Raw genomic sequence first — 21831 nt, 5'->3', positions numbered from 1 at the left:
GATTTTTTTTAAAATAAGTATAGCATTCTCTAATATTCTACTTTTTCTAGAACAAGGCCATTAGGAGGAGCCGTATATCCTGCTAATTGTCTGTCTTTTTTCTCAAATATCTCCAAAACAGTCTCTATCTTTCTTTTTCCCATGCCAATCTCAATTAATGTGCCTGTTAAAATACGAACCATGTGATATAAAAATCCATCTCCAGTAAACCTGATTTGAATTTCATTTTCAATTTTTTCTATAGAAATTTTTTCTATCGTCCGGACTGAAGATTTTTTCATTCTCTTATTTGAACAAAATCCCTTAAAATCATGTGTTCCCGTCATAATTTCTGCTGCTTCTCTCATTTTTTCCAAATCCAGCTCTTCTGCCAGTTGATATAAAAATCTGTGCTGAAACACATTAGAAACCTTTGAATTCCAGATGCGATAGCAATAGATCTTTTTCCGAGCATTTAACCGGCTGTGAAAGCGAGGTGCTTCTTCTGACACATTCACTACAGCGATATCTTTTGGCAAATACTCATTCATATAATTCATAATCTCATCTACTGACATTTTTGTGCTAGTGTGAAAATTTGCAATCTGTCCAAATGCATGAACCCCTGCATCTGTTCTTCCTGACCCATGAATTTCTATATTCTCGCCTGTCATTTTCTTCAATAAAACTTCCAACTTTCCCTGTATGGTCATGTCAGTATTCTCCTGTTTCTGCCACCCATCATAACGAGTCCCATCATACTCCAGACATATTCTTATATTTTTACTCATCGCCCGCTTTATTCCCTTCATATTTATTTACCAAATATTCATATAGACCCATATATTCCTTCAGAAAAATACAATATTCCGGATTATTATTTATCAGTTCATTTTTTATATGCTCTGCATCCTGCCATTCCAACATTTCGATTTCTTCCTTTTGAAAATTAAGCATGTCCCCTTGTACTTCTTTTTTCAACAAAAAGACATGATTTACTTCTCTGTTCCAAAAAGGCTTACCATGAAATACATACTTTCCTTCTACTAGTTGAGAAAACAAAAAGTCCAAATCTTCTTTCTCTATAAATAAACCAAGTTCTTCTCCTGCTTCTCTTATTGCAGTTGTTATAAAATCCTCCCCCTGATCCATATGCCCCGCGCAGGATACATCCCAACATCCTGGAAAAGCATCCTTATCAAATCTTCTCTTTTGAAGTAAAATTTCAATTCTTTTGTACTTTGCAGAATACCGGCTCACCCACACATGGGAACCTCCATGCAAATCTCCCTCTCTATGAACAGCTTCCCTCTCTTTTACAATTCCCTGCTTTGTTCCATCCTCATTTAGCAATTCAAATAATTCCATTTTTTACTCCATTTAATTGTATTTTTTTATTTCATTTTACAGGAATATGAGTTAGAAAGCAATCCTTTCATTATTAGTTATTCTTTTTCTATTGACAAACTCTACATATAGTGTTATAAAATAAACAAATAAATAATTGTCTTCAGGGCAGGGTGCAATTCCCTACCGGTGGTAAAGCCCACGAGCCGCATGGCATGATTCGGTGTAATTCCGAAGCCGACAGTACAGTCTGGATGAAAGAAGATGTAACGTATGTAATTATCAGCCCTGAAATGGTATCCATTTCAGGTTTTTTTACATTTATATACTTTTACAGAAGATGCCCTGAATGAATGACTCTCTTTCATATCATAGCATCTTTTTTATGTGATAGAGAACAATAAAGGAGATAAAATAATGGTACAGGAAGCATATATGAAACTAGCCTTAGAGTTGGCTGAAAAAGGAAAAGGATTTGTGAACCCCAATCCAATGGTAGGCGCCGTTATCGTAAAAAATAATAGCATCATTGGTTCTGGGTACCATCAGGCTTACGGACAACTTCATGCCGAGAGGAATGCCCTTGCTTCTGTCACCGAATCTCCAGCTGGTGCAACCATGTATGTAAACTTAGAGCCATGCTGCCACTACGGTAAAACCCCGCCTTGCACAGAGGCTATTCTAGAAAGCGGTATTTCCCATGTTGTTGTAGGTACACTTGATCCCAATCCAAAAGTCAGTGGTAACGGAGTGCGTATTTTAGAGCAGCATGGTGTTAAAGTTACTGTAGGTGTATTAGAAAAAGAATCCCGGCTTCTTAATAAAGTTTTTATTCATTACATTACAACTAAAAGGCCTTTTTTAGTTTTGAAATCAGCCATGACAATAGATGGCAAGACAGCAACCAGCAGTGGGGAATCCCAGTGGATTACAAATGATTCTTCTAGAAAATATGTACATCAGCTCAGGCATAACTATTCGGCCATTATGACTGGCGTTCAGACAGTCATAACGGACAATCCTTTGCTAACCTGCCGGCTGCCTGATGCAAAAAATCCGGTTCGGATTATCTGTGATACTCATTTGCGAATACCCTTAAGCAGCAAAATTGTTGAAACAGCTCATGATGTTCCAACATACATTGCCACTGCTTGTGAAGAATCTGAAAAGGGTCAACTTTTAAGGGAGTTAGGATGCAATATGATTTATACGCCATTAAAAGATGGTGTTTTAGATTTATCGGAGCTTGTGATGCAGCTTGGCAAAATGAAGATTGACAGTATTCTGCTGGAAGGTGGACCAACCCTTAATTTTAGTGCACTAAAAGATAATCTTGTTGATTACATTTATCTGTTTATTGCTCCTAAAATACTTGGTGGTACTGCCGCAAAGACACCTGTTGGTGGTACTGGCGTTGAACGGCTGAATGACTATTTTTCTTTTCGATTTGTAAATGCAACAACGATAGATTCAGATATTTTATTAGAGTATGAGAAATGAACTAATATGGTTTCATCTCATATTGCCTGACACGAATAATCCTACTAAAGAAAGCTTATGATACAAAGAAAGAGAGCAAAAGTTAACCGCGTTTTTGAAGGGAGATTAATTCATGTTTACTGGAATTATTGAAGAAATTGGTACAATTTACGGAATACAAAAAGGAACACATTCTTCGCAGCTTGCTATACATGGAACTATCATTTTTGATGATTTAAAAAAAGGAGATTCCGTTGCCGTTAATGGTGTATGTCTTACTGCCAGACAAGTACTGGGGACAACTTTTATTGCTGATGTTATGCACGAAACTTTAAACCGTAGTAATCTGGGTTCATTAAAAGTAAAGAGTACTGTAAATCTTGAACGTGCTATGTCCAGTAATGGAAGATTTGGGGGACATGTTGTTTCTGGACATATTGATGAAACTGGCACGATTCTCTCTATAAGACGTGATGATATTGCAGTGTGGTACCAGATTAGTGCATCTGAAAATCTGCTCTCATGTGTTGTAAAAAAGGGCTCTATTGCACTGGATGGCATAAGTCTGACTGTAGCTGATGTTACAAATGAAAGCTTTTTTGTATCTGTCATTCCTCACACTCTTTTGTCTACAGTACTATGTACAAAGGGAGTTGGGGATACTGTAAATTTAGAAAGTGATTTATTGGGGAAATATGTACAAAATTTATTGCATCGTTCTGGCAATGTATATGCAGAAAAAGAAAACGCTTCTAGTAAAATTTCAAAAGAATATTTACTGGAGCATGGATTTTACTAAAATAGAAAATAGTGGAGGTCATATTAGAATGAATTTTGAATCAATTAAGGCTGCCTTATCTGCTCTTAAGCAAGGTAAAATAATATTAGTGACAGATGACGAGAACAGGGAAAATGAAGGAGATCTAATCTGTGCTGCTGAATATGCCACAACGGAGAATGTAAACTTTATGGCTAAGCATGGAAAAGGACTTATCTGTATGCCTATGTCTGGAAAAATAGCTGCAAAGCTTGGACTGTGGGAAATGGTTGCAAATAATACTGACAATCATCAGACAGCCTTTATGGTCAGCATTGACCACGTTTCCACTACAACTGGTATTTCTGCTGCTGAGCGTGGAATTACTGCACGCATGTGTGTAGAAGATTCTATAAAACCAGAAGATTTTCGAAAGCCTGGCCACATGTTTCCACTGCTATCTAAAAATCATGGCGTACTGGAACGCAATGGACACACAGAAGCAACTGTAGATTTAATGCGTTTATCTGGACTGAAAGAATGTGGATTGTGTTGTGAAATCATGGCTGATAATGGTTCCATGATGCGTGGTTCTGATTTAAAAAGGTTTGCTGCTTCCCATAATCTTACAATGATTACAATCCAGGAATTAGTTGAATATAGAAAAACCACCGAGCAGCATATGGTTGAAATTGTTTCAACTCCTATGCCAACTAAATTTGGGGATTTTCAAATCTATGGGTTTGAAAATCTGATAAATGGAGAACATCATCTGGCATTAGTAAAGGGGGACATCAAATCAGCCGATTCTGTTCTATGCCGCATCCACTCTGAATGCATGACTGGTGATACATTAGGTTCAAAACGCTGTGATTGTGGCGACCAGCTGGCTTTTGCACTGAAAAAAATAGAAGAATGCGGAACTGGTGTTTTACTTTATATGCGTCAAGAAGGACGTGGTATTGGATTAATTAATAAGCTAAGGGCCTATGCCCTTCAGGATCAAGGCATGGATACTGTAGAAGCAAATCTTTCTCTTGGATTTCCTGAGGACATGAGAGATTATTCAAACGGTGCACAAATACTCAGGTGCCTTGGTGTTTCTAATGTCAAATTAATGACAAACAATCCTGATAAAATCCAACAGCTTGAGAAGTACGGAATTTCTGTTACCGAACGTGTTTCTATTGAAATAGAAGCCTCCCCTTTTGATGCATTTTATTTAAAAACAAAACGGGATAAAATGGGACATTTATTTACTTATATGTAATTAATTGATAAGAATAATTGAAAAGGAGATTTTTCATGAATATTTTAGAAGGTAATTTAGTGTCAGAAGGATTAAAAATTGGTATTGTTGCAGCAAGATTTAATGAGTTTATTGTATCAAAGCTAATTGGCGGAGCCTTAGATGGTTTAAAGCGTCATAATGTAGCCGATGAAGATATTGAACTAGTCTGGGTGCCTGGCGCCTTTGAAATACCTCTTCTTGCCCAAAACATGGCTAATTCCAAGAAATATGATGCTGTCATATGCCTTGGCGCAGTAATTCGTGGTTCCACTACACATTATGATTATGTATGCAGTGAAGTTTCCAAAGGCATTGCTGCTGCTTCTATGGCATCTAATATTCCTGTCATTTTTGGAGTATTAACAACAGAGAATATTGAACAAGCCATTGAACGTGCTGGAACAAAAGCTGGAAATAAAGGCTATGACTGTGCTTTATCTGCAATCGAAATGGGCAATCTGATGAAGAAAATGAAAAACTGATTTTATGTTCTGGTGCAGCATTTTACTGCACCAGTTTTATCTGTTCTTCACAAATACTATCTAATATCTTTTCTGCAACCTTTTCCTTTTCCATGCATTCCACCGGAATTATTTTGTCTTTTGTAAGAATCGTAACAATGTTTGTATTCCCACCAAAACCAGCGCCCTTTTCATTTAAATTATTGGCAACAATCATATCCGCTTTCTTGTTCTCCAACTTCTTTTTTGAATTTTCGATTAAGTTTTCTGTTTCCATAGAAAAACCGCAAACATACTGACCTTTATTTTTATGCTCACAAACATATTTCAAAATATCGGTTGTAGGATTAAGCTGTAAAGAAACTACATTATCATTCTTCTTTATTTTATGTTCCGCTGCTTCGCTGCTGCAATAATCTGCTACTGCTGCTGCTTTTATTATAATATCCTGCTCTCCCATAGTTTGTCTGACAGTTTCAAACATTTCAGCAGCCGAGGTAATTTTAATCACCTTTACCTTAGGAGGAGGATCTAGCTCCACCGGCCCTGTAATCAAGGTTACGTTGGCGCCTCTCTGCATGGCATTTTTGGCAAGTGCATAACCCATTTTTCCAGTCGAATGGTTGGTTATAAATCTAACTGGATCGATTGCTTCACGAGTAGGTCCTGCCGTTACCAAAATCTTCTTCCCTAATAAATCTTTCTTTTCATAGAGCATTGTTTCAAGCTCGGCAAGAATTTCACTTTCCTCTGCCATTTTTCCCTTTGCAACTACATTACAGGCTAACCGCCCAACCTGTGGCTCAATTATCTGAAAACCAAACATCCGAAGCTTTGTCATATTATCTTGAACAATTTTATTTTCATACATATTTACATTCATTGCTGGTGCCAGTACTATTGTTTTATTATATGCCAGTGCTGTTGTTGTCAGCATATCATCTGCAATACCATTTGCCAGCTTACCGATTACATTTGCGGTAGCAGGTGCAATAACCATTGCATCTGCTCTTTTTGCAAGGGACACATGAGCCACATGAAACTGAAAATTCCGGTCAAAGGTTTCTACCAGACATTTATTACCTGTCAAGGTTTCAAATGTAATGGGATGAATAAATTGTGTTGCATTTCTGGTCATGATAACCTGAACCTCACATCCCCTATTAATCAAGGAACTTACCAGGGATGCCGCTTTAAATGCTGCAATGCTTCCCGTTACTCCAACCACAACTACTTTACCTTTCAGCATCTGTCTTCTCCTCTTCTGTTATAATTTTTCGTCCAGACTTATATTGTCAATCAGCCTTGTTTTCCCTACCCATACTGCTATTGCAATACAACAATTTTTCTCTGTTACTGCCCCAATTGGCTGCATGGTTCTTGGTTCTACAATTTCCACATAATCAACCTTTCTTCGTGAATCTTCTTCTAATTCCGTTTTCATAAATTTTATTAATTCATCCGTTTTATTGATTCCTGACCAAAATAACTCCCTTGCCTTTTTCAGTGTTTGATTTAGTGCTAGTGCAGAAGTTCGCTCTTCTGGGCTTAAGTAAGTATTCCTTGAACTTTTTGCCAGTCCATCCTGGTCACGGACAATAGGACATCCAATTACTTCTATATCAAAATTTAAGTCTTCCACCATCTTACGGATGACTGCCAGCTGCTGTGCATCTTTCTGCCCAAAGTAAGCTCTGTCTGGACTTGTAATATGGAATAATTTAGCTACCACTGTACATACGCCTCGAAAATGCACTGGCCTGCTTTTTCCGCAAAGTTCCTCTGTTATAATACTCATATCTACGTAGGTACAAAAATCTGGTACATACATTTCACTATTATCTGGATGAAAAATAACATCCACTCCAGCCTCTTCACATATTTTCGCATCTCTTTCCAAATCTCTTGGATAAGATGCCAAGTCCTCTTTCGGACCAAACTGCATCGGATTTACATAAATACTTACAATGACCTTATCATTTTCTGCTGCTGCACGCTCAATCAAACTTTTATGTCCTTCATGCAGATAGCCCATTGTAGGAACGAACCCGATTTTGTTATCTTCCAATCTCCATAATCTTACAATATCCTTGACCTTTTTAATTTCCTTAAATATTTTCATCTTGTACACTCCTTTCAATCATTCTGCCATTAGCCGTTCCTTACAAAAAGCTAAACTCACTACTTGGAAAAACCTGCTCCTGCACTTCTCTAATATAAGTCTGATAGGCACTCTTCATGGTATCTGATAATGAGGCATATTGTTTTACGAATTTTGGTTTAAAATCATTATACATCCCCAGCATATCTTGAAAGACCAAAATTTGTCCATCACAAGCCGCTCCTGCTCCAATACCAATGGTTGGAACGGATACCGCTTTTGTAATTGCTTTCCCCAATGCTTCTGGAACACATTCTAATACAATAGCAAAAGCACCTGCTTCTTCTACACTCTTTGCCGCCTCAAGTATTTTTGCAGCTGCCTCTTTTTCTTTGCCCTGCACCTTAAATCCACCAAATGCATGTACCGCCTGCGGTGTCATTCCAATATGTGCCATAACAGGTATTTTGGCAGCTGTAATAGCCTTAATTTGTGGACAAACTTCTGCTCCACCTTCCAGCTTTACCGCATGCCCACCAGTTTCCTTAATTAATCTGCCTGCATTGATTACCGCATCCCTGACACTGGTTTCATAGGACATAAATGGCATATCAATTACTAATAAAGCTTCTTTTACTCCCCTTGCTGCTGCTCTTCCATGGTGAATCATATCCTCCATTGTTACAGATAGGGTATTTTCGTATCCAAGCATTACCATTCCCAGAGAATCTCCTACCAAAATACCATGAATTCCTGCCTCATCCATTACTTTTGCCGTAGAATAATCGTATGCTGTAAGCATAGCTATTTTTTGTCCAGACTCTTTCATTTTTTGAAACTCTGCAACTGTATGTTTCATATCTGACTTCCTCCAAATATTAAATTGTAACTACTTTTTTGTTGGATGAAAAGATGTACAGAAATACCTACTGAAATACGGAACAATTTCTTATTAAATAAAAAATTAGTATATTGCAATAAGGTATAGTTTCTTTTCAGAATACCATCCTTATACAATATACTATTTTTTCCCAAAAAAGTAAACAGTTTTGTATTTACTTTTAGAAACTATTTGTAAAAATAAATCCTATTTTGGTTCAACACCACTAATTACTACTCCATCATAATATACAACAATGTTTTCATTACTTAAGTAAGAATAATCATTTTCCTGATTGAAGAATGACCAGTCACTGTTTACAATGCGAAGATCGCAATCTATACTCTGATTTGGATTTAAGGTATTATTTAAATCAGAAAAATAAATCTCGCAGTATGTATCTGCATTTGCTGCTGGTGAAAGAGAAGCAAACCTCCCTTTTACATTTGCAGTCGCATCTAAATACCATGGTGCGCCATTAAATGTCATGCCTGCATGATCACAAATCATTTGCTGAGACACATTAGCTTCTTTTGTAAAATAGTAGCGGACTGTTACCTTACTCAAGTCAATGTTCTGACTTCCCGTGTTTGCCAGCTTAATTTTCTCTTGAATTGTACAAGTTGATGGTGCAGAAACACCATTTGCTGTCAATGTCAGTCCTTCCACATCTACTGTTTTTACTGGAAGTTTAACAGACAATGTATATGGATCTGCTTCCATTTCACTTCCATCATCTAATAAGGCAATTGCAGTAAACTTAACCGTAATATACCCATCTGGCTGTGGTCCATAACTGTCTGGTGCAATATAGGCCGCAGAACATTTGTTTCCAGCACTTTCACCAATTTTTACCCCATCTGCATAGACTGCAATTTTTTCAATTGTTTTACCTGCCAGTTCCTCCGTTTGCTCGGCAACTACAGCAACGCTGTTGACACCTTGTGTAACATCCAATATAGCTCCAGGTATTGGGCTGGTAATATCAATAACAGATTCTTGTGGTGCTATGAAAACAGCTGAAATAATTACCCCACTGCTTTCTGCTGATTTACCTGTTGTAGAAATCACTTTTGCTGTAATCTCGTAATTTTTCTTAGCTGAATCAACGGCCGTTTTATCAATAAAATACGAAGTCGTATAAGGTGCTGTTGCATCCTCACCTATTTTTTCTCCATTTACATAAAATTCAACCAAAGATACCGCTTCTATTTTACCTGTAACTGCTGCCGAAAGATCCACTGTTTTAGAACCATCGATACAATCAACTATTGTTCCTGCTTCTGGTGCAGTAACTGCTACATTAAAATCTTCTACCAATACGCCCTTTTCTGGTTCTGATCCATAAACAAGCTCGTTATCTAAATAAACTGGTATATATGAATTTACCGCATCTACATCAGTAATTCCCTGACGGCTCCAGTCATTTGTTGGATCCCAATGTACCTTCCACTGTGAGTCCATACCAGGAACAATGGCAAAATGAATTTGTCTGCTTCCATGGAAGGAATCTCCTGTCCAGTCCAGCTCAATATAATAGATACCATTTTCTTCATCCCACGCAATTGGATCTGAAATACCAGTTGCCTTACCATCACTTATCAATGCCTGATCATACATTACCTGAATATCAATGTCACTGACACTTTGCCCAGCTTCTAACAGTTCAGAAATATCAAAATAATATCTTGCCTTTAGTGTACTTACAACTTTTGGTGGAAGACTTGTATCATTATTTATGGTAACCGTAACTTGCGTTCTTTCTCCATTTTCTTGCTCCAGCTTGGCAGATGCAAAATATGGCATAGCGTCTGTTTCTTGTGGCGGGAAATTCTCCAGTGGTTCCTGGTCCTGTCCATAAATGAGATATAATGCAGCTAATGCCCCAACAAAACCAGCATTATAGTCAACTGCAACTTCATTGTAAACAAAATCGGTTGTAATATCCTCATGGTGATCGGTAGCATCTGGTCCTCCTACTAATGCTCCCCACAATGTATGCCTTTGTACAGCAGGATCCAACATACTGTTTGTCAAAGAACCATGGGCTGCCCTATGATGTGGATTTACTGCTGAAATGTCAGAATACCCAACCATATAACAACGATTCATTGGATTATCTCCTAAAATATAGTCCATTTGATCTTTACACCAGTTTACAAAATCCTGATTTGTTTTATATTTATTATAAACTAAGGCACATAACTGTGCAGCTGTGTTATACCGACAGGAGCCCCAAGTACTTATAACTTTAAAATTATCTGGAGTTGCTGCCATAAATGTTTGATCGGTAGTATCCTGATGTGGGACTCCTGACCAATATTCAATGTTCCATCTAAAGAAATACCAGTGCTGAGGACTATTTGTAATCGGTGCCAGTTTTGCAAATACACCGCCCCATACAGTATCCCATGAATGAACCCATATATTTTGCCATGTATCTGATGAAGAATTTAAAATTTTGCCCATATATCCGATGTAATTTCCACTGGCATCTACAGCTGTAATATCGGTAATATATTGTTGTTCTCCAGTTGCAATATTTAACCAGACAGCAGCCCATGACATTTCATCTTCATCAAAGCTTGAATTATAAAATCCTCCCGAATAACCTAAGCCTCTGTTTTCTTTTGCAAATTCATATAATGCAATGGCTGTATCCAGAGATTTTTCAGCATATTGTGGATCTGTATCTTTAAAATTCAAATAATTAATGGCTAATGCTGCTGCTGCACCAGCACATTGATCACTGGCCGGCGTCTCAGTTGTAGCAAACCATGCCGGGCGATCTGTTGTTTGTAATTCTGGTGGCCCCCAGTAACAGTGATCTGATGTACCTTCCCCTACCTGATAAGCAAAAGCAACAACCTCACCATCTTCATTACGGAATGTACATCGCAAGAAGTAATCATTAAAGTGTCTTAAAATATTTTCGATGTGATCCTGCTCACTGATTTTAACATAAGCATCTCTGAATTCATAATAGCCCCATCCCAGAGTTGCTCCTGCATAGCTTTGAGGTAGTCCAAATTTCACATGGTCTCCTGCATCATGGTATCCCCCTTGAAGATCCACACAGCCATCTCCATCTGGATCCAGGGTTTCCATATTGTCAGCTATAAAAGCTGCTGACATGTTAGTGCCTTTCAACGTATCTCCCATTGGAACCAGCGGTATTTCACTGTCCTCTAGATGACAGTCTCCCCTCCATGCCAACTCACCTTCATATTCTCCGCACATATTTGCATCATAGAAATACATTGATTTTTGAAATGCTTCTGCATAATTAAATGGTGTCTCTGTCGGTCCAGCTTCAACTGTGCGCCCAGGCACGCCGCCTAACCCAAGAATCATGGAAGTTACAAGAACTCCAACAATTCCCCTTTTTTTAATTTTTCCTTTCATTAAATATTCCTCCCTTTGTTATACTTTAACAATTAAAGTATATCACTTATTATACATGCTATCCCATTATATGTGTAAAATGTTCGATTAAATGACCCAAGTTGCCAGCAAAAAAAGTGCAAATTCTATTGATATAATGAAGAATTTATATTTAAAATTGAAATAATCCGTCTAATTTCATCATTTTATAAATGCATATTGTAATTATTATCACTTATCTTGTAACTATTTAATATCTAGTATAAAATAATAACATACAAAAGATAAATACTTCATACTATTGAAGTAAAAAACACACAAGAATTTCAACTTACAAAAGAACTTATTTAGAACGTACAAAAGACACAGAGGATTTTACAAAAGATACTCCGAAATTTTTACAAATGACATCCAAAAATTTTACACAAAAGATATTCAGACTTACAAAAGATGAAAAATTGGAAATTAAATGTTATGCTAACCCTTTCAAAAGAACAGAAACAGAAGCCCAACTTCCTGTTTCTGTTCTTTTGACATGCTATTTAGTTTTTTCTATTTTTTTTCGATATATAGAAAAAGAATAGAGATGAGGTGGATATATGAAACTAATAGAAAACAACCAGCTTGGCATTTTGGGTCAGCCAATTCGAGATACTATCCGTTTTACAAAGCTATCTGAATCGGATAAAGAAAAAAAATGCCAGCGCATTATGGCAAAGGTAAAGAGTGGAAAAAGACTAACTAGTAATGAACTAGCATTTTTACAGCAATATTATCCGGAACTTTACATACAAGCAAAAAAATACATGGCAGAAAAAGAAGCATTTGAGTCTCGGCTGAAGCAGGCCAGAACCAAGGAAGAAGTTAATAATCTTATTACTTATGAGCTTCAAAAGTGCAGCCAGAGTGCTGCTGATCCAGAATCGAAAATGAATTCTGTTTTAGAAAGTGCAAAGGAATTTAAGCAGACTGAACAGTATAAAAAGCTGCCCACGCAAATGAAAAAACGAAGTAATAGGTGAAAATGGATGGCTGTCTGGCAAAGCACCCCGCCAGACAGTAAAGACCTTAGAGGTTGTGCCAGTTCCACTTTAGAAATAACCTTACTCAAATTCACTTAGCTTAATTATCTTTTCTTCTGCCTCTTTTGTATCCTTGTCTATGTAATGAATATACAGTTCCGTTTCATTGTTTCTAAATTCGCATATATCAACATCAGTATCATAAATAATATGCGGAAAAGGAATTTCTTTTCTTGTATTTTGTATATATTTTTCTTCTATAGCAAGTTTAGAGTCTGAACCATTACGCCAATCACCAATTACATAGGCCACATATTTTTTTCCAACTCCCCATACGTTATTTAGCCAAATAGATTGCAAATTATTTTTATAGTCTACATATTTATCACGAAAAACCCCTGTACCATAACCATAATGAATATTTACTGTATCATCACAAATTGTTACACGTGGAGGATCGTTAAATTCGCCCAATATCTCACTATATATAGATTCTTCATTTGTATTGTACACCGTATATCTATAATAATCGTTGTATTCACGAAGTCCCATTTTTTCAATACAATAATATTTTTCTTTCTTAATTGTAGTCCATTTTGTATGCAACGGCTCTTCTGATTCATTTGTTGTTATAGATTCTGTCATTTCTTGAACATCCTTTTCATCAATACTATGAAACTCTCTTTTATTTTCTTTTATACAAGAGGTACATAATAAACTTACCCCTATTAATAAAAGAACAAAGCTTTTTATTGTACTGCTTTTCCTTTTTTTCAAAACTATCCTTCACCTCCCAAAAATTACACGCCACTATTCTTACAATATACCATGCATCCCACCAATTTAGGATGATCCAGTACTAAATAATTGGGATTTTCACCTATCAAAAATGAAACCATCATAATATCACCACCTGCTCCTAAAATAGAAAAAAGACTTAGCAAAAGAAGCATTATATTGCCCCAGTAGACTGATAGCATATAAGGTACAGCTCCTAAAATAACACCGGGTGCTAATGCCCCTGCTACATATTGCCACACTTTTAATAGTTCCTCACAATGACAATAAGGACTTCCCGTACTTTTATCTATTCCAAAAGAAATACTTTTCCAATGTTTTACGCAAAAGAAGCTCCAAAAAAGACCATGAATGAATTCATGAATACCAATTGAAAGAATAAACAAAACTACAAAAAGAATTAGTTTTATAAAAAAAGAATCACTTAACAAAATTTCCTTTACGTTAAATGGATGATAAAAGTAATATATCCCCCCACCAACAAGAACAATTGGAATAACTAACAGCAACGCAAAAACATTTGCTTTTATCATGGTTGTAGTCTTTTCCTTTACTATATACTCTTCCTTTAAACGATCTGTTACTAACATCCTACTTACCTCACTAAATTGAAATTCCATAGATTCCTTGTTCCATTACGTATTCCCACCTGTTTTTGTCATACATACAGGTGTCGTAATTTAATTCTGCCGCTTCTAGGTTAACCGCTGCCTCCAAAACTTTTATTTTTGCTACTTTTCCTTTCTTATACTGCTGTTGCAAGTTGGTAAACTGCTCCTCCAGCACTGCTCTTTTTGCTGTTGCAGCACTGCACCTTGCCGTATACTTACGGTACATCCGAACTACCTTTTTTCTGTAGGCTATAAGCTCCTTTGTAATCTGTTCTGCCTGTAACCCATAATTTTTAGCAAGCAAGCTACAGTATTGATAAGCTGTACTGCCTGCTACAAGTTCCATGTTGCTCCTATAATTGGTATAGGCGGTCTGGCTGGAAATGGCTTCTTCATAGCTGAAATCATCTGCTTCAAACAAACTAAGTAGTTGAGCCTGCTGATAGGATTTTGAAGTTGTATTAACCACAATTGAAATCCTGAAATTTAGAGTGCCATTAAAATACCCCTGTAACTGTTCCAGCAATTCCTCTTTGTCTAAAGAAACAGCATTTAAATCTGCATCATTTTCCAGTATCTGCGCATTTAGCTGGTTTACTGCCAGTTTCGTAGAACTTCCTTTTTTATATTTCTTTGTTTCCAAGACCTGCAATGCATTTAAATAGGTACTGTTTACCTGATAATAATTCATCTTCTTTTCTAACAGCATAAGCTGATAACAGCAAACAATTACTTCATACTTTTTTTGTTTTATAGCAGATTTTATGAGTGCATCCTTATTGTTGTGATAAACCACAAGCGCCTCCGCATTTCGTAACGCCTCCAGATACTCTGCTTTCAGGTTTAAAACCGTCTCCTCAGAAGCACCTGCTGATTGAGCTGTTTCATACAGTGTTTTGTAGGCATTGGCTTTTTCTTGATAGGTTTGATATTCATACTCTTTTATCTCATACGAGGTATTAATTTGTGTTATGATAGAACTATCTGATTCAAATAGTTCCAACGCTTCTTTTATTGTTTTTATGGGTGCATACCCTGTATCTACATAATAGGTTGTATCTGCAAGGCAGACTGCTTTTGTAGGAAACAAGGTACACAACAAAACTCCCACCAGCACTATGACAACGTTTCTTTTCTTCATCCCAAACATGCCTCCTCTTAGTTTCTGACCCATAATTCTATTTTTTCCAATACATATTGCAAAATTCTTTTCTGTCCGATTATGATTTGTGCCTGTCCACCCATTCCCGATTTTAAAGAAAATTCAGTTCCTTCTTTGTTATACAGCTTTCTATTTTCCAACGAAGCTTCTACCAGATAGTACCCTGCTGTATTTTCATTATTTACTTTAATATCCTCTGATATTTTTGTAATGGTACCAACAACATATCCATATTCGGTATTAGGCAAAGCATACACATTTAATTTCACGTCCATTCCTATTTTTAGTTTTCCAATATCCTGATTAGAAACATAAATATTTACTTTATACTCATTATTATGATTTGGAAGAATCGTCATGACTTCCGTCCCTGCTGCAAGAATATCTCCCTCCACCAGTTCCACATTGCTATTTACCACTCCATCCATGGAAGCTGTAACCGTAGCATGATCAATGGAAAATTCAACGGATTCCAGTTCTTTCTTTAAATTTTCCAGTTGTTCCTCCTTTCCCTGAATTGTTTCCAAGGTCGTTTTTATTTCACTGGCTTTTAGTAAACTGACGGAACCGTCTACCTTCTCTTTTTCCTGTTCCTCATACTGATACGCTTTTTCCTGCTGAAGTTCAAGGGAAGCAGCTTTTTCCTTTAAGGATTGCACAACCTCTTCCAATTCAGATATGGTATTATCCAGATTAATCCGATAATCCAGTACATAATTACGCAACGCTTCCGACTTTTCCGTTTCATTTTTTTCTAACAACTCTTTTTTCTCCAATACCCCACTGTCATTTAATTCTGCTTCTTGTATATTTTTCTGAATTCCTTCTATGGTTTCCTTCAGTTCTGTCAAATAAGAATTTTTGTAATCGTCAATAGCCTGTTCTGCCTGTTCCATTCTCACTTTTGACGCATCAATTTCCTGCTGGCTGACTCCATAGTCTCCTAATTCCACATTTAAGTTATAGTTATCCGAGGCTTCCTGATACTCCTGCTCCAGTTTTTCTATCTGACTAATATACTGCTGATAGCGAAGACGGTAAGAAGAATCCGCTTCAAAAGAATCCACTTCTGTTTTTACACTTTCCAAAAGTGTCTGATAACCTTCCAGCTGCTGCTGATAGTACTCCAAGGAATTAGAAATTCCTTCTTGAGCAGTGGAAAGTGATATTTCTTCCGCCTGCTTTTCATACTGACTTTTTATCTGTGCATAGCCACTTACATACTTTTCATATAAATCATAGAACTCTCTGGTCTCCCCTGAATTCTGAAATAAGTTTTTCCCTTTCTCAATGGACTGTTTCAACTGATTATACTGTAAAAGCTGTGTTTCCTTTTGTTGTAACTGCTGCTGACAGGATGATAAAGAAAATGCCATCTCCTTTTCTGCATAATCAGCCGAATGTATCGTACTGCTGTAATTTAAGAAATAAGTTTCAAACTGAACGGAATAGGCTTCCTGTTCCTTTGTCTGCTGAAAAAGATTAGTATCTTCCTCTACTGACTTTTTATATACTTTGAGATTTCCTATCGCAGCTTCTGTCTCCTGAATCTGCTGTGCAAGATATTCCTTCTGAATCATCTGTTCACTGAAATCTACTTGATACAAAACATCCCCTTTTTGGACCTGTTTTCCATCTTCTACTCTTACCTCTGTTAATTTTCCACCCACCTGGTTTACCACCGTACCAATCTGCTCATTGGGACGCAGCATTGCCTCGGATTTTACAACCTCATCTAGTTTCCCAAAATACATCCAGACCAACGCAGTGACTGCAAGAATCAGTACAAGATAAATAAAACAAATTCCTGCCTTGTTTGGTTTCGATTCATAAACCTCTCTGCTGTCTGACATATCCTCAATATTTATAATAATTGGTTTCATTTGCGTAACCACCTCTTTATCTATTCCACTTGTCTTCTCCACAAGTCTGCATACTTTCCGTCCTGCTCCATCAGTTCCTCATGATTTCCCTGCTCCAGTATCCTGCCCTTCTCAAACACATAAATACAGTCACACCTTCTTATCGTACTTAACCGATGGGCAATGATAATTGTCGTAAGCCCTTCACTATACTCCGCTATGGTTTTGTCAATTGCCCTTTCTGTAATGGTATCCAGGTTACTGGTTGCCTCATCCAAAATTAGAATATCTGGATTCTTTAAGATTGCTCGGGCAATGGCAAGCCGCTGTCTCTGTCCTCCTGATAAATTACTTCCATTTTCCTCCAGCGCCGTATCATAACGTAAGGGAAGTTCATTGATAAAATCATGAGCATGAGAACGCTTGCAGGCCTCAATTACCTCATCTGCTGTATAGGAATCCATTCCCAGTGTCAGATTGTCCATAATACTTCCGCTAAACAAAAATGTTTCTTGTGGAATATAGGCAATCTTATCCCTCAATGTATCCAGAGCAATGTCTTTTATATTATTTCCATTGATAAGAATTTCTCCTTTTTCTGCTGTGTACAGATTTAACAGCAGCTTGGATAAAGTAGTTTTTCCTGAACCACTTTCTCCAACAAAAGCAATTTTTTCTCCTTGCCTAATATGTATCTGAATATCCTCCAGTACAGGTCTTCTTGTACCGTACCGAAAGGTAATCTGTTGGATTTGAATCTCTCCCTTTAAGGAAACAGGTGTCATTTTCTTATTTTCCTTCTCTGTCCGTTCCAGTTCTAAATCCAGTATTTCTCCCAGACGATCGGAAGCGACCAATGCCGTCTGCATCTGAGGCTGTAGATTAATTAAGTTCTTCACGGGATCTAAAAAATAGGCTAATAAGGAATTATAGGTAATGAGTTGACCAATGGTCATATCTCCGCTGATGACAGATGCTGCTCCTACCCACAGGATTACAATTCCCCCTGTCAGTTCCACAAAATTCACCAGTGAACTTTGAATATTTCCTACCCAGCTTAATTGAAATACGCTTCTTAACAACTTCACAAATTTTGTTTCCGTCTCCTGTTTTACCTTTCGTTCCGCATTATAAGACTTTACTGTTTGGATTCCATTTAAAGACTCTACCATGTAAGAAGTTAACTGTGCGTTATTCTCCATCTGCTTTTCATTTAGTTTTCGATATGGCTTATTAAAGCCCATTACAATCAGAAAATAGAATACCACTACAATTACGGTAATGAAAAACATCTTGTCATTCTGCATATACAGAATAATACCTCCCACCAGTACCATAATGGTATCAATCATAATGGATAAGGTTGCTCCAGAAATAGCATCCCGTACTTTAGAGGCATCGTTAAATCTCGAAATAATTTCCCCCACTTTTCGTGTTCCAAAAAAGTTCATGGGCAGCTCCAGCACATGCCGGTAGTATCCCAACAGCAAGGCAATGTCCAGTTTCTGACTTAAATACAACAGCAGATGTGATCTGAGTGCCGTCAGTATTACCTTGAATAAATTTAATAAAATTACACCAATGGAAAGCACTGTCAGCGTTTTCTTTAATCCTCCTGGCATAATTTCATCAATAATTACTTTAAAATAAAAAGAGCCTAATATACCAAGTATGGTAATTAGGAGTGATGCAAAGAAGACATGAGTTAATAAACGCTTCTGCGGTATTAATAAATGAATAAACCGCTGAAAAATCCCTTTTTTCTCATTTCCCTTTTCAAATTTGGCATCTGGCACCAGTAAAATCAGCACTCCTGACCATTGATATTTGGGTGGTTTATTTCCTTCTCGCACTTCCCCAAAAAATTCTTCTGGCTTTAGCCTGACAATTCCTTCTCCTGGATCAGCAATGACTACTTGTTTCTTTGTTATTTTATGTATAACCACGTAATGAAGCAGTGACCCATCTACTATAACATGGGCAACACAGGGAAGTGGAAATTCCGAAAAAAAAGCATCCTTGTTTCCTTTTACTCCTTTGGCTGAAAACCCCAGTTGTTCTGCCGCTTTAATGATTCCGAATGCATTTGTACCCTGTTTGTCCGTTCCTGCTATCTCCCGAATCTTTGTAATGGAGGTTTTGTAACCGTACTGTTTGGAAATAGTGGCTAAACAGGCTGCTCCACAATCTGTAATGTCATGTTGTTTTATACAATAGTACTTTTTCAATTACTTTGCCTCCAATGGGTAAATTATATAATTGCATAATATGGCATAGCTGCTACAACACGTAGCAGCTATATACAGACCTATCTTATTGACAAATAATATACTAACTCACCAATATTCTTTCCTAAGTTATAAAATACATACATTGCTACTAAAAAAATAACTAAAAATGCTATATTTCTAACCATAACATTACCCCTGAATATATCGGTAATATATCTCATATCTAATCTCCTCTTACTTATGTGCTTCCTCTGCTTGTTTATAGCCAACATAAATTCCTGCACCTGTTGCAGCTCCTAATGCTGCACAACAACCCCAAATAACTAATGCACCTATAAACGCAATGCCACCATTAGTTTCTATTGCTTCTTCTTCTGATAATAGACTAAATTGCATATTTATTCTCCTTTCACCAAAACCCTTTTTTGTTATTTTGAAAATAATATAGCAGCAGTTACGACCGCAGCTACCACAAAAATAATGACACCAACTACCACTACCAATCCTATCCCAATACCACCATTAATGTCATATTGTTCACTTTCATTTAACTCCATGAAATATGTATTCATACTTTCCTCCCTTTAGAATTTAGTGAGTCGCATAGTATATTGCTTCACCTAAATTTTTCCCCAAATCATAGCATGTATTAACTCCTGCAGCTACTGCTATTATTCCAGCAGCTATAAAAAACACTGATACTCCACCATTTGTATCCATCATCTCATCATTTTTCATTTCTACAAAATCATTCATTTTTTACTCACCTCTCTTTATATCGGATATTTCATTTATTAAAAATAATTCAATAACTAAAACAAATGTTATAATTAAAGAATTATTTTATACCTATTATTGCTTCAACTTTTATCTCTTTAAATAATTTGCCTTCTATCATATTAGTATCATAAGCAATATGCATTGGGGTACTCGGACTAATTTTTTCTTCTACTAAGTATTGATTAAATTTACAAAGAGCACTTTGAAACTCATCTTGCGAACCACAATATTTCCATAGTATAAATTTCTCAAATTTATATCCGTTTATTACTTTATATTTCCCTGTCAGCTCGATTTTTTTATCGATCGGTAAAATATATTCAATATCAACAACCAGTTGACCATCCTCCCAATTAGAATCATGACTTACTGTCATCATTTTTCCTTCTAATTTAGCTCCACTGTTAAAAATTTGCGTCATAACATTTTGAATTGCGTCTTGAAAATCTTCTTGTTTTAATCTGGCTCTATATACTACCACATTTTCAAAAAACAAATTATATCCTTCTTCTATTAATATATTGTGCATAATCTACCTTTCTCTATAGCTATTTGCAATAATTTTCATAATTATACCATTTAATAAATATTGTGTCAATTATTTTTTCTGCCTTTCTACTTTTGCCATTTAGTTCATACTTTTTGGCACAACCTTACCCCGTAAATTTCCCCCAAAACTTCATTTTGTCTCTCCTGTGTGCTAAAAATACACTTTTTAAAAAAGCACAAAACCTTCTAACCCCTTGTAAACATGGACTTTTTAGCTACGTCAACATATCCTTCACAAGGTTAGCATGTCCTGCGTAAAGTGAGCCGTCATTTCCTGTATTCATAGCCTGGTACAAAAGGATCTCAAATAGCACAAAGGAATTTAAGCAGACCGAACAGTATAATAAATTTTCCATGCAACTGAAAAAACGAAGTAATAGGTGAAAATAAGAGCCTGTGTGCGAAGCTCTTATTTTCGTAGGGAGAATCTATTTCCATAATGGTATGTATCCTGGCTTTTCCTCGTAAGCAATTTGAAAAAAATATAATGCGACGTGATTTAAATCAATATGCAGCAGCATACAGCTTCGGTATATTTCATCAGCATTAAATTTTACATGGTTGTTCAGCTTCTGCGTCAGGGATGCTCTTCCGATTCTTAAGGCATCTGCAAACTGATTTTGTGTTTTATACTGATTTTTTATCTCCATTCGTAGTAAGTTAAAATTATAGGTTATTTTCTGATTTGGTAATCTTGCTGCCATCTCTGTTCTGTCTCCTTACTCGGCATATGGATAAAAATGAAACGCGATTTACTTCTTCTTTCTTCCTCTTCTTTTCTTTGTTTCCGTCTTCTTTTGTTCTGGTTCCTTTTCACTGTTGATTTTAGGTTCTTCGGTACAATAAAAGTAGGTGGATATCTCTGCTATTTCTATATCTAATAACTTTGCAGAATTGTAAATTTCCATCTGTGAAAATTCGATTTTGTTATTCAGCCTCTGGCTCAGTGAAACTCTTCCAATTCCCAGTGCTGCTGCAAAAGCCTCCTGTGTGTTGTAGAATTCCTTGATTTTTCCTAATAGTTTATTATAGTAAAACTGTTTTAATTCTTTTTTCTCCGCTTTCTCCACAAAAACACTCCTCTGTATAAATTTAATTATTTCCGCGGTAGCCTAAAGTCTCTTACTCAGGGATTGT

Annotated in this window: 22 protein-coding genes and 1 riboswitch; of the genes, 5 read left to right on the top strand and 17 right to left on the bottom strand. The window is 36.6% G+C overall.

The annotated features are described in order from the left end of the window. Window positions 1–29: 29 nt before the first annotated feature. Entirely contained in the window at window positions 30–770 is a 741-nt protein-coding gene (gene truA / locus BM305_RS09245) for a tRNA pseudouridine(38-40) synthase TruA (protein WP_092560417.1), read from the bottom strand. Next, the gene (locus BM305_RS09240) at window positions 763–1347 is read right to left on the bottom strand and encodes an NUDIX hydrolase (protein ID WP_092560416.1); all 585 of its coding nucleotides are present in this window, start codon (window positions 1345–1347) and stop codon (window positions 763–765) included. Before BM305_RS09240 ends, truA begins: the two co-directional genes overlap by 8 nt. Window positions 1348–1481: 134 nt before the next feature. After that, window positions 1482–1596: riboswitch (FMN riboswitch) on the top strand. Between the two features lie 147 nt (window positions 1597–1743). Between BM305_RS09240 and ribD the strand changes: the two genes are divergently transcribed. The 4 genes from ribD (at window position 1744) to ribH (ending at window position 5335) form a co-directional block, all read left to right on the top strand. Beyond that, complete coding sequence (gene ribD / locus BM305_RS09235; protein ID WP_092560415.1) at window positions 1744–2826, top strand: bifunctional diaminohydroxyphosphoribosylaminopyrimidine deaminase/5-amino-6-(5-phosphoribosylamino)uracil reductase RibD; 1083 nt, start codon at window positions 1744–1746, stop codon at window positions 2824–2826. 112 nt (window positions 2827–2938) lie between these two features. Continuing rightward, complete coding sequence (locus tag BM305_RS09230) at window positions 2939–3604, top strand: riboflavin synthase (protein ID WP_092560414.1); 666 nt, start codon at window positions 2939–2941, stop codon at window positions 3602–3604. A 28-nt stretch (window positions 3605–3632) separates the two neighbouring features. After that, on the top strand, window positions 3633–4832 hold the full coding sequence (locus BM305_RS09225) for a bifunctional 3,4-dihydroxy-2-butanone-4-phosphate synthase/GTP cyclohydrolase II (protein WP_092560413.1): 1200 nt from the start codon (window positions 3633–3635) through the stop codon (window positions 4830–4832). Window positions 4833–4867: 35 nt separating this feature from the next. Beyond that, window positions 4868–5335, top strand: coding sequence for a 6,7-dimethyl-8-ribityllumazine synthase (gene ribH / locus BM305_RS09220; protein WP_092560412.1), 468 nt, complete (start codon window positions 4868–4870; stop codon window positions 5333–5335). Window positions 5336–5357: 22 nt separating this feature from the next. On the opposite strand, the gene coaBC is transcribed toward ribH, so the two are convergent. The 4 genes from coaBC to BM305_RS09200 all read right to left on the bottom strand — a co-directional run bounded on the left by coaBC (window position 5358) and on the right by BM305_RS09200 (window position 11700). Then, entirely contained in the window at window positions 5358–6563 is a 1206-nt protein-coding gene (gene coaBC, locus BM305_RS09215) for a bifunctional phosphopantothenoylcysteine decarboxylase/phosphopantothenate--cysteine ligase CoaBC (protein WP_092560411.1), read from the bottom strand. Window positions 6564–6581: 18 nt separating this feature from the next. After that, window positions 6582–7436, bottom strand: a complete 855-nt coding sequence (gene panC, locus BM305_RS09210) for a pantoate--beta-alanine ligase (protein WP_092560410.1) — start codon at window positions 7434–7436, stop codon at window positions 6582–6584. Window positions 7437–7476: 40 nt separating this feature from the next. Continuing rightward, window positions 7477–8274: a 3-methyl-2-oxobutanoate hydroxymethyltransferase gene (panB, locus tag BM305_RS09205; RefSeq protein ID WP_092560409.1), complete on the bottom strand. Its 798-nt coding sequence runs from the start codon at window positions 8272–8274 to the stop codon at window positions 7477–7479. Between the two features lie 228 nt (window positions 8275–8502). Beyond that, entirely contained in the window at window positions 8503–11700 is a 3198-nt protein-coding gene (locus BM305_RS09200; protein WP_092560408.1) for a glycoside hydrolase family 9 protein, read from the bottom strand. A gap of 578 nt (window positions 11701–12278) precedes the next feature. Here BM305_RS09200 and BM305_RS09190 point away from each other — a divergent pair. Beyond that, entirely contained in the window at window positions 12279–12701 is a 423-nt protein-coding gene (locus BM305_RS09190; protein WP_092560406.1) for a hypothetical protein, read from the top strand. A gap of 81 nt (window positions 12702–12782) precedes the next feature. Here BM305_RS09190 and BM305_RS09185 read toward each other — a convergent pair whose 3' ends face one another. The 11 genes from BM305_RS09185 to BM305_RS09145 all read right to left on the bottom strand — a co-directional run bounded on the left by BM305_RS09185 (window position 12783) and on the right by BM305_RS09145 (window position 21764). Then, a complete protein-coding gene (locus tag BM305_RS09185; protein WP_092560405.1) occupies window positions 12783–13478 on the bottom strand; it encodes a hypothetical protein in 696 nt (231 codons plus the stop codon). 23 nt (window positions 13479–13501) lie between these two features. Then, window positions 13502–14119 carry a DUF3267 domain-containing protein gene (locus BM305_RS09180; protein WP_092560404.1) on the bottom strand — a complete coding sequence of 206 codons (618 nt, stop codon included), beginning with the start codon at window positions 14117–14119 and terminating at the stop codon, window positions 13502–13504. Next, the gene (locus tag BM305_RS09175) at window positions 14103–15251 is read right to left on the bottom strand and encodes a hypothetical protein (RefSeq protein ID WP_092560403.1); all 1149 of its coding nucleotides are present in this window, start codon (window positions 15249–15251) and stop codon (window positions 14103–14105) included. The genes BM305_RS09180 and BM305_RS09175 overlap by 17 nt, the downstream gene beginning before the upstream one ends. A gap of 17 nt (window positions 15252–15268) precedes the next feature. After that, entirely contained in the window at window positions 15269–17197 is a 1929-nt protein-coding gene (locus BM305_RS09170) for an HlyD family efflux transporter periplasmic adaptor subunit (protein WP_177214658.1), read from the bottom strand. Beyond that, window positions 17176–19362 carry a peptidase domain-containing ABC transporter gene (locus BM305_RS09165; RefSeq protein WP_092560401.1) on the bottom strand — a complete coding sequence of 729 codons (2187 nt, stop codon included), beginning with the start codon at window positions 19360–19362 and terminating at the stop codon, window positions 17176–17178. The genes BM305_RS09170 and BM305_RS09165 overlap by 22 nt, the downstream gene beginning before the upstream one ends. Before the next feature lie 237 nt (window positions 19363–19599). Beyond that, window positions 19600–19761 (bottom strand): hypothetical protein, encoded by a 162-nt coding sequence (locus BM305_RS19075; RefSeq protein WP_177214657.1) that lies wholly within the window; start codon window positions 19759–19761, stop codon window positions 19600–19602. A 32-nt stretch (window positions 19762–19793) separates the two neighbouring features. After that, entirely contained in the window at window positions 19794–19937 is a 144-nt protein-coding gene (locus BM305_RS19070; RefSeq protein ID WP_177214656.1) for a hypothetical protein, read from the bottom strand. Between the two features lie 19 nt (window positions 19938–19956). Continuing rightward, entirely contained in the window at window positions 19957–20121 is a 165-nt protein-coding gene (locus tag BM305_RS09160) for a class IIb bacteriocin, lactobin A/cerein 7B family (RefSeq protein WP_092560400.1), read from the bottom strand. An 82-nt stretch (window positions 20122–20203) separates the two neighbouring features. After that, a complete protein-coding gene (locus BM305_RS09155; RefSeq protein ID WP_092560399.1) occupies window positions 20204–20674 on the bottom strand; it encodes a hypothetical protein in 471 nt (156 codons plus the stop codon). Window positions 20675–21122: 448 nt separating this feature from the next. Then, the gene (locus BM305_RS09150; protein WP_092560398.1) at window positions 21123–21398 is read right to left on the bottom strand and encodes a DUF739 family protein; all 276 of its coding nucleotides are present in this window, start codon (window positions 21396–21398) and stop codon (window positions 21123–21125) included. A gap of 48 nt (window positions 21399–21446) precedes the next feature. Further along, window positions 21447–21764, bottom strand: coding sequence for a DUF739 family protein (locus tag BM305_RS09145; protein ID WP_092560397.1), 318 nt, complete (start codon window positions 21762–21764; stop codon window positions 21447–21449). Window positions 21765–21831: the final 67 nt, after the last annotated feature.

This window comes from Anaeromicropila populeti (assembly GCF_900112775.1).
Classification (GTDB): Bacteria; Bacillota; Clostridia; order Lachnospirales; family Lachnospiraceae; genus Anaeromicropila_A; species Anaeromicropila_A populeti.
This window is presented reverse-complemented; position numbering and strand designations above follow the sequence as displayed.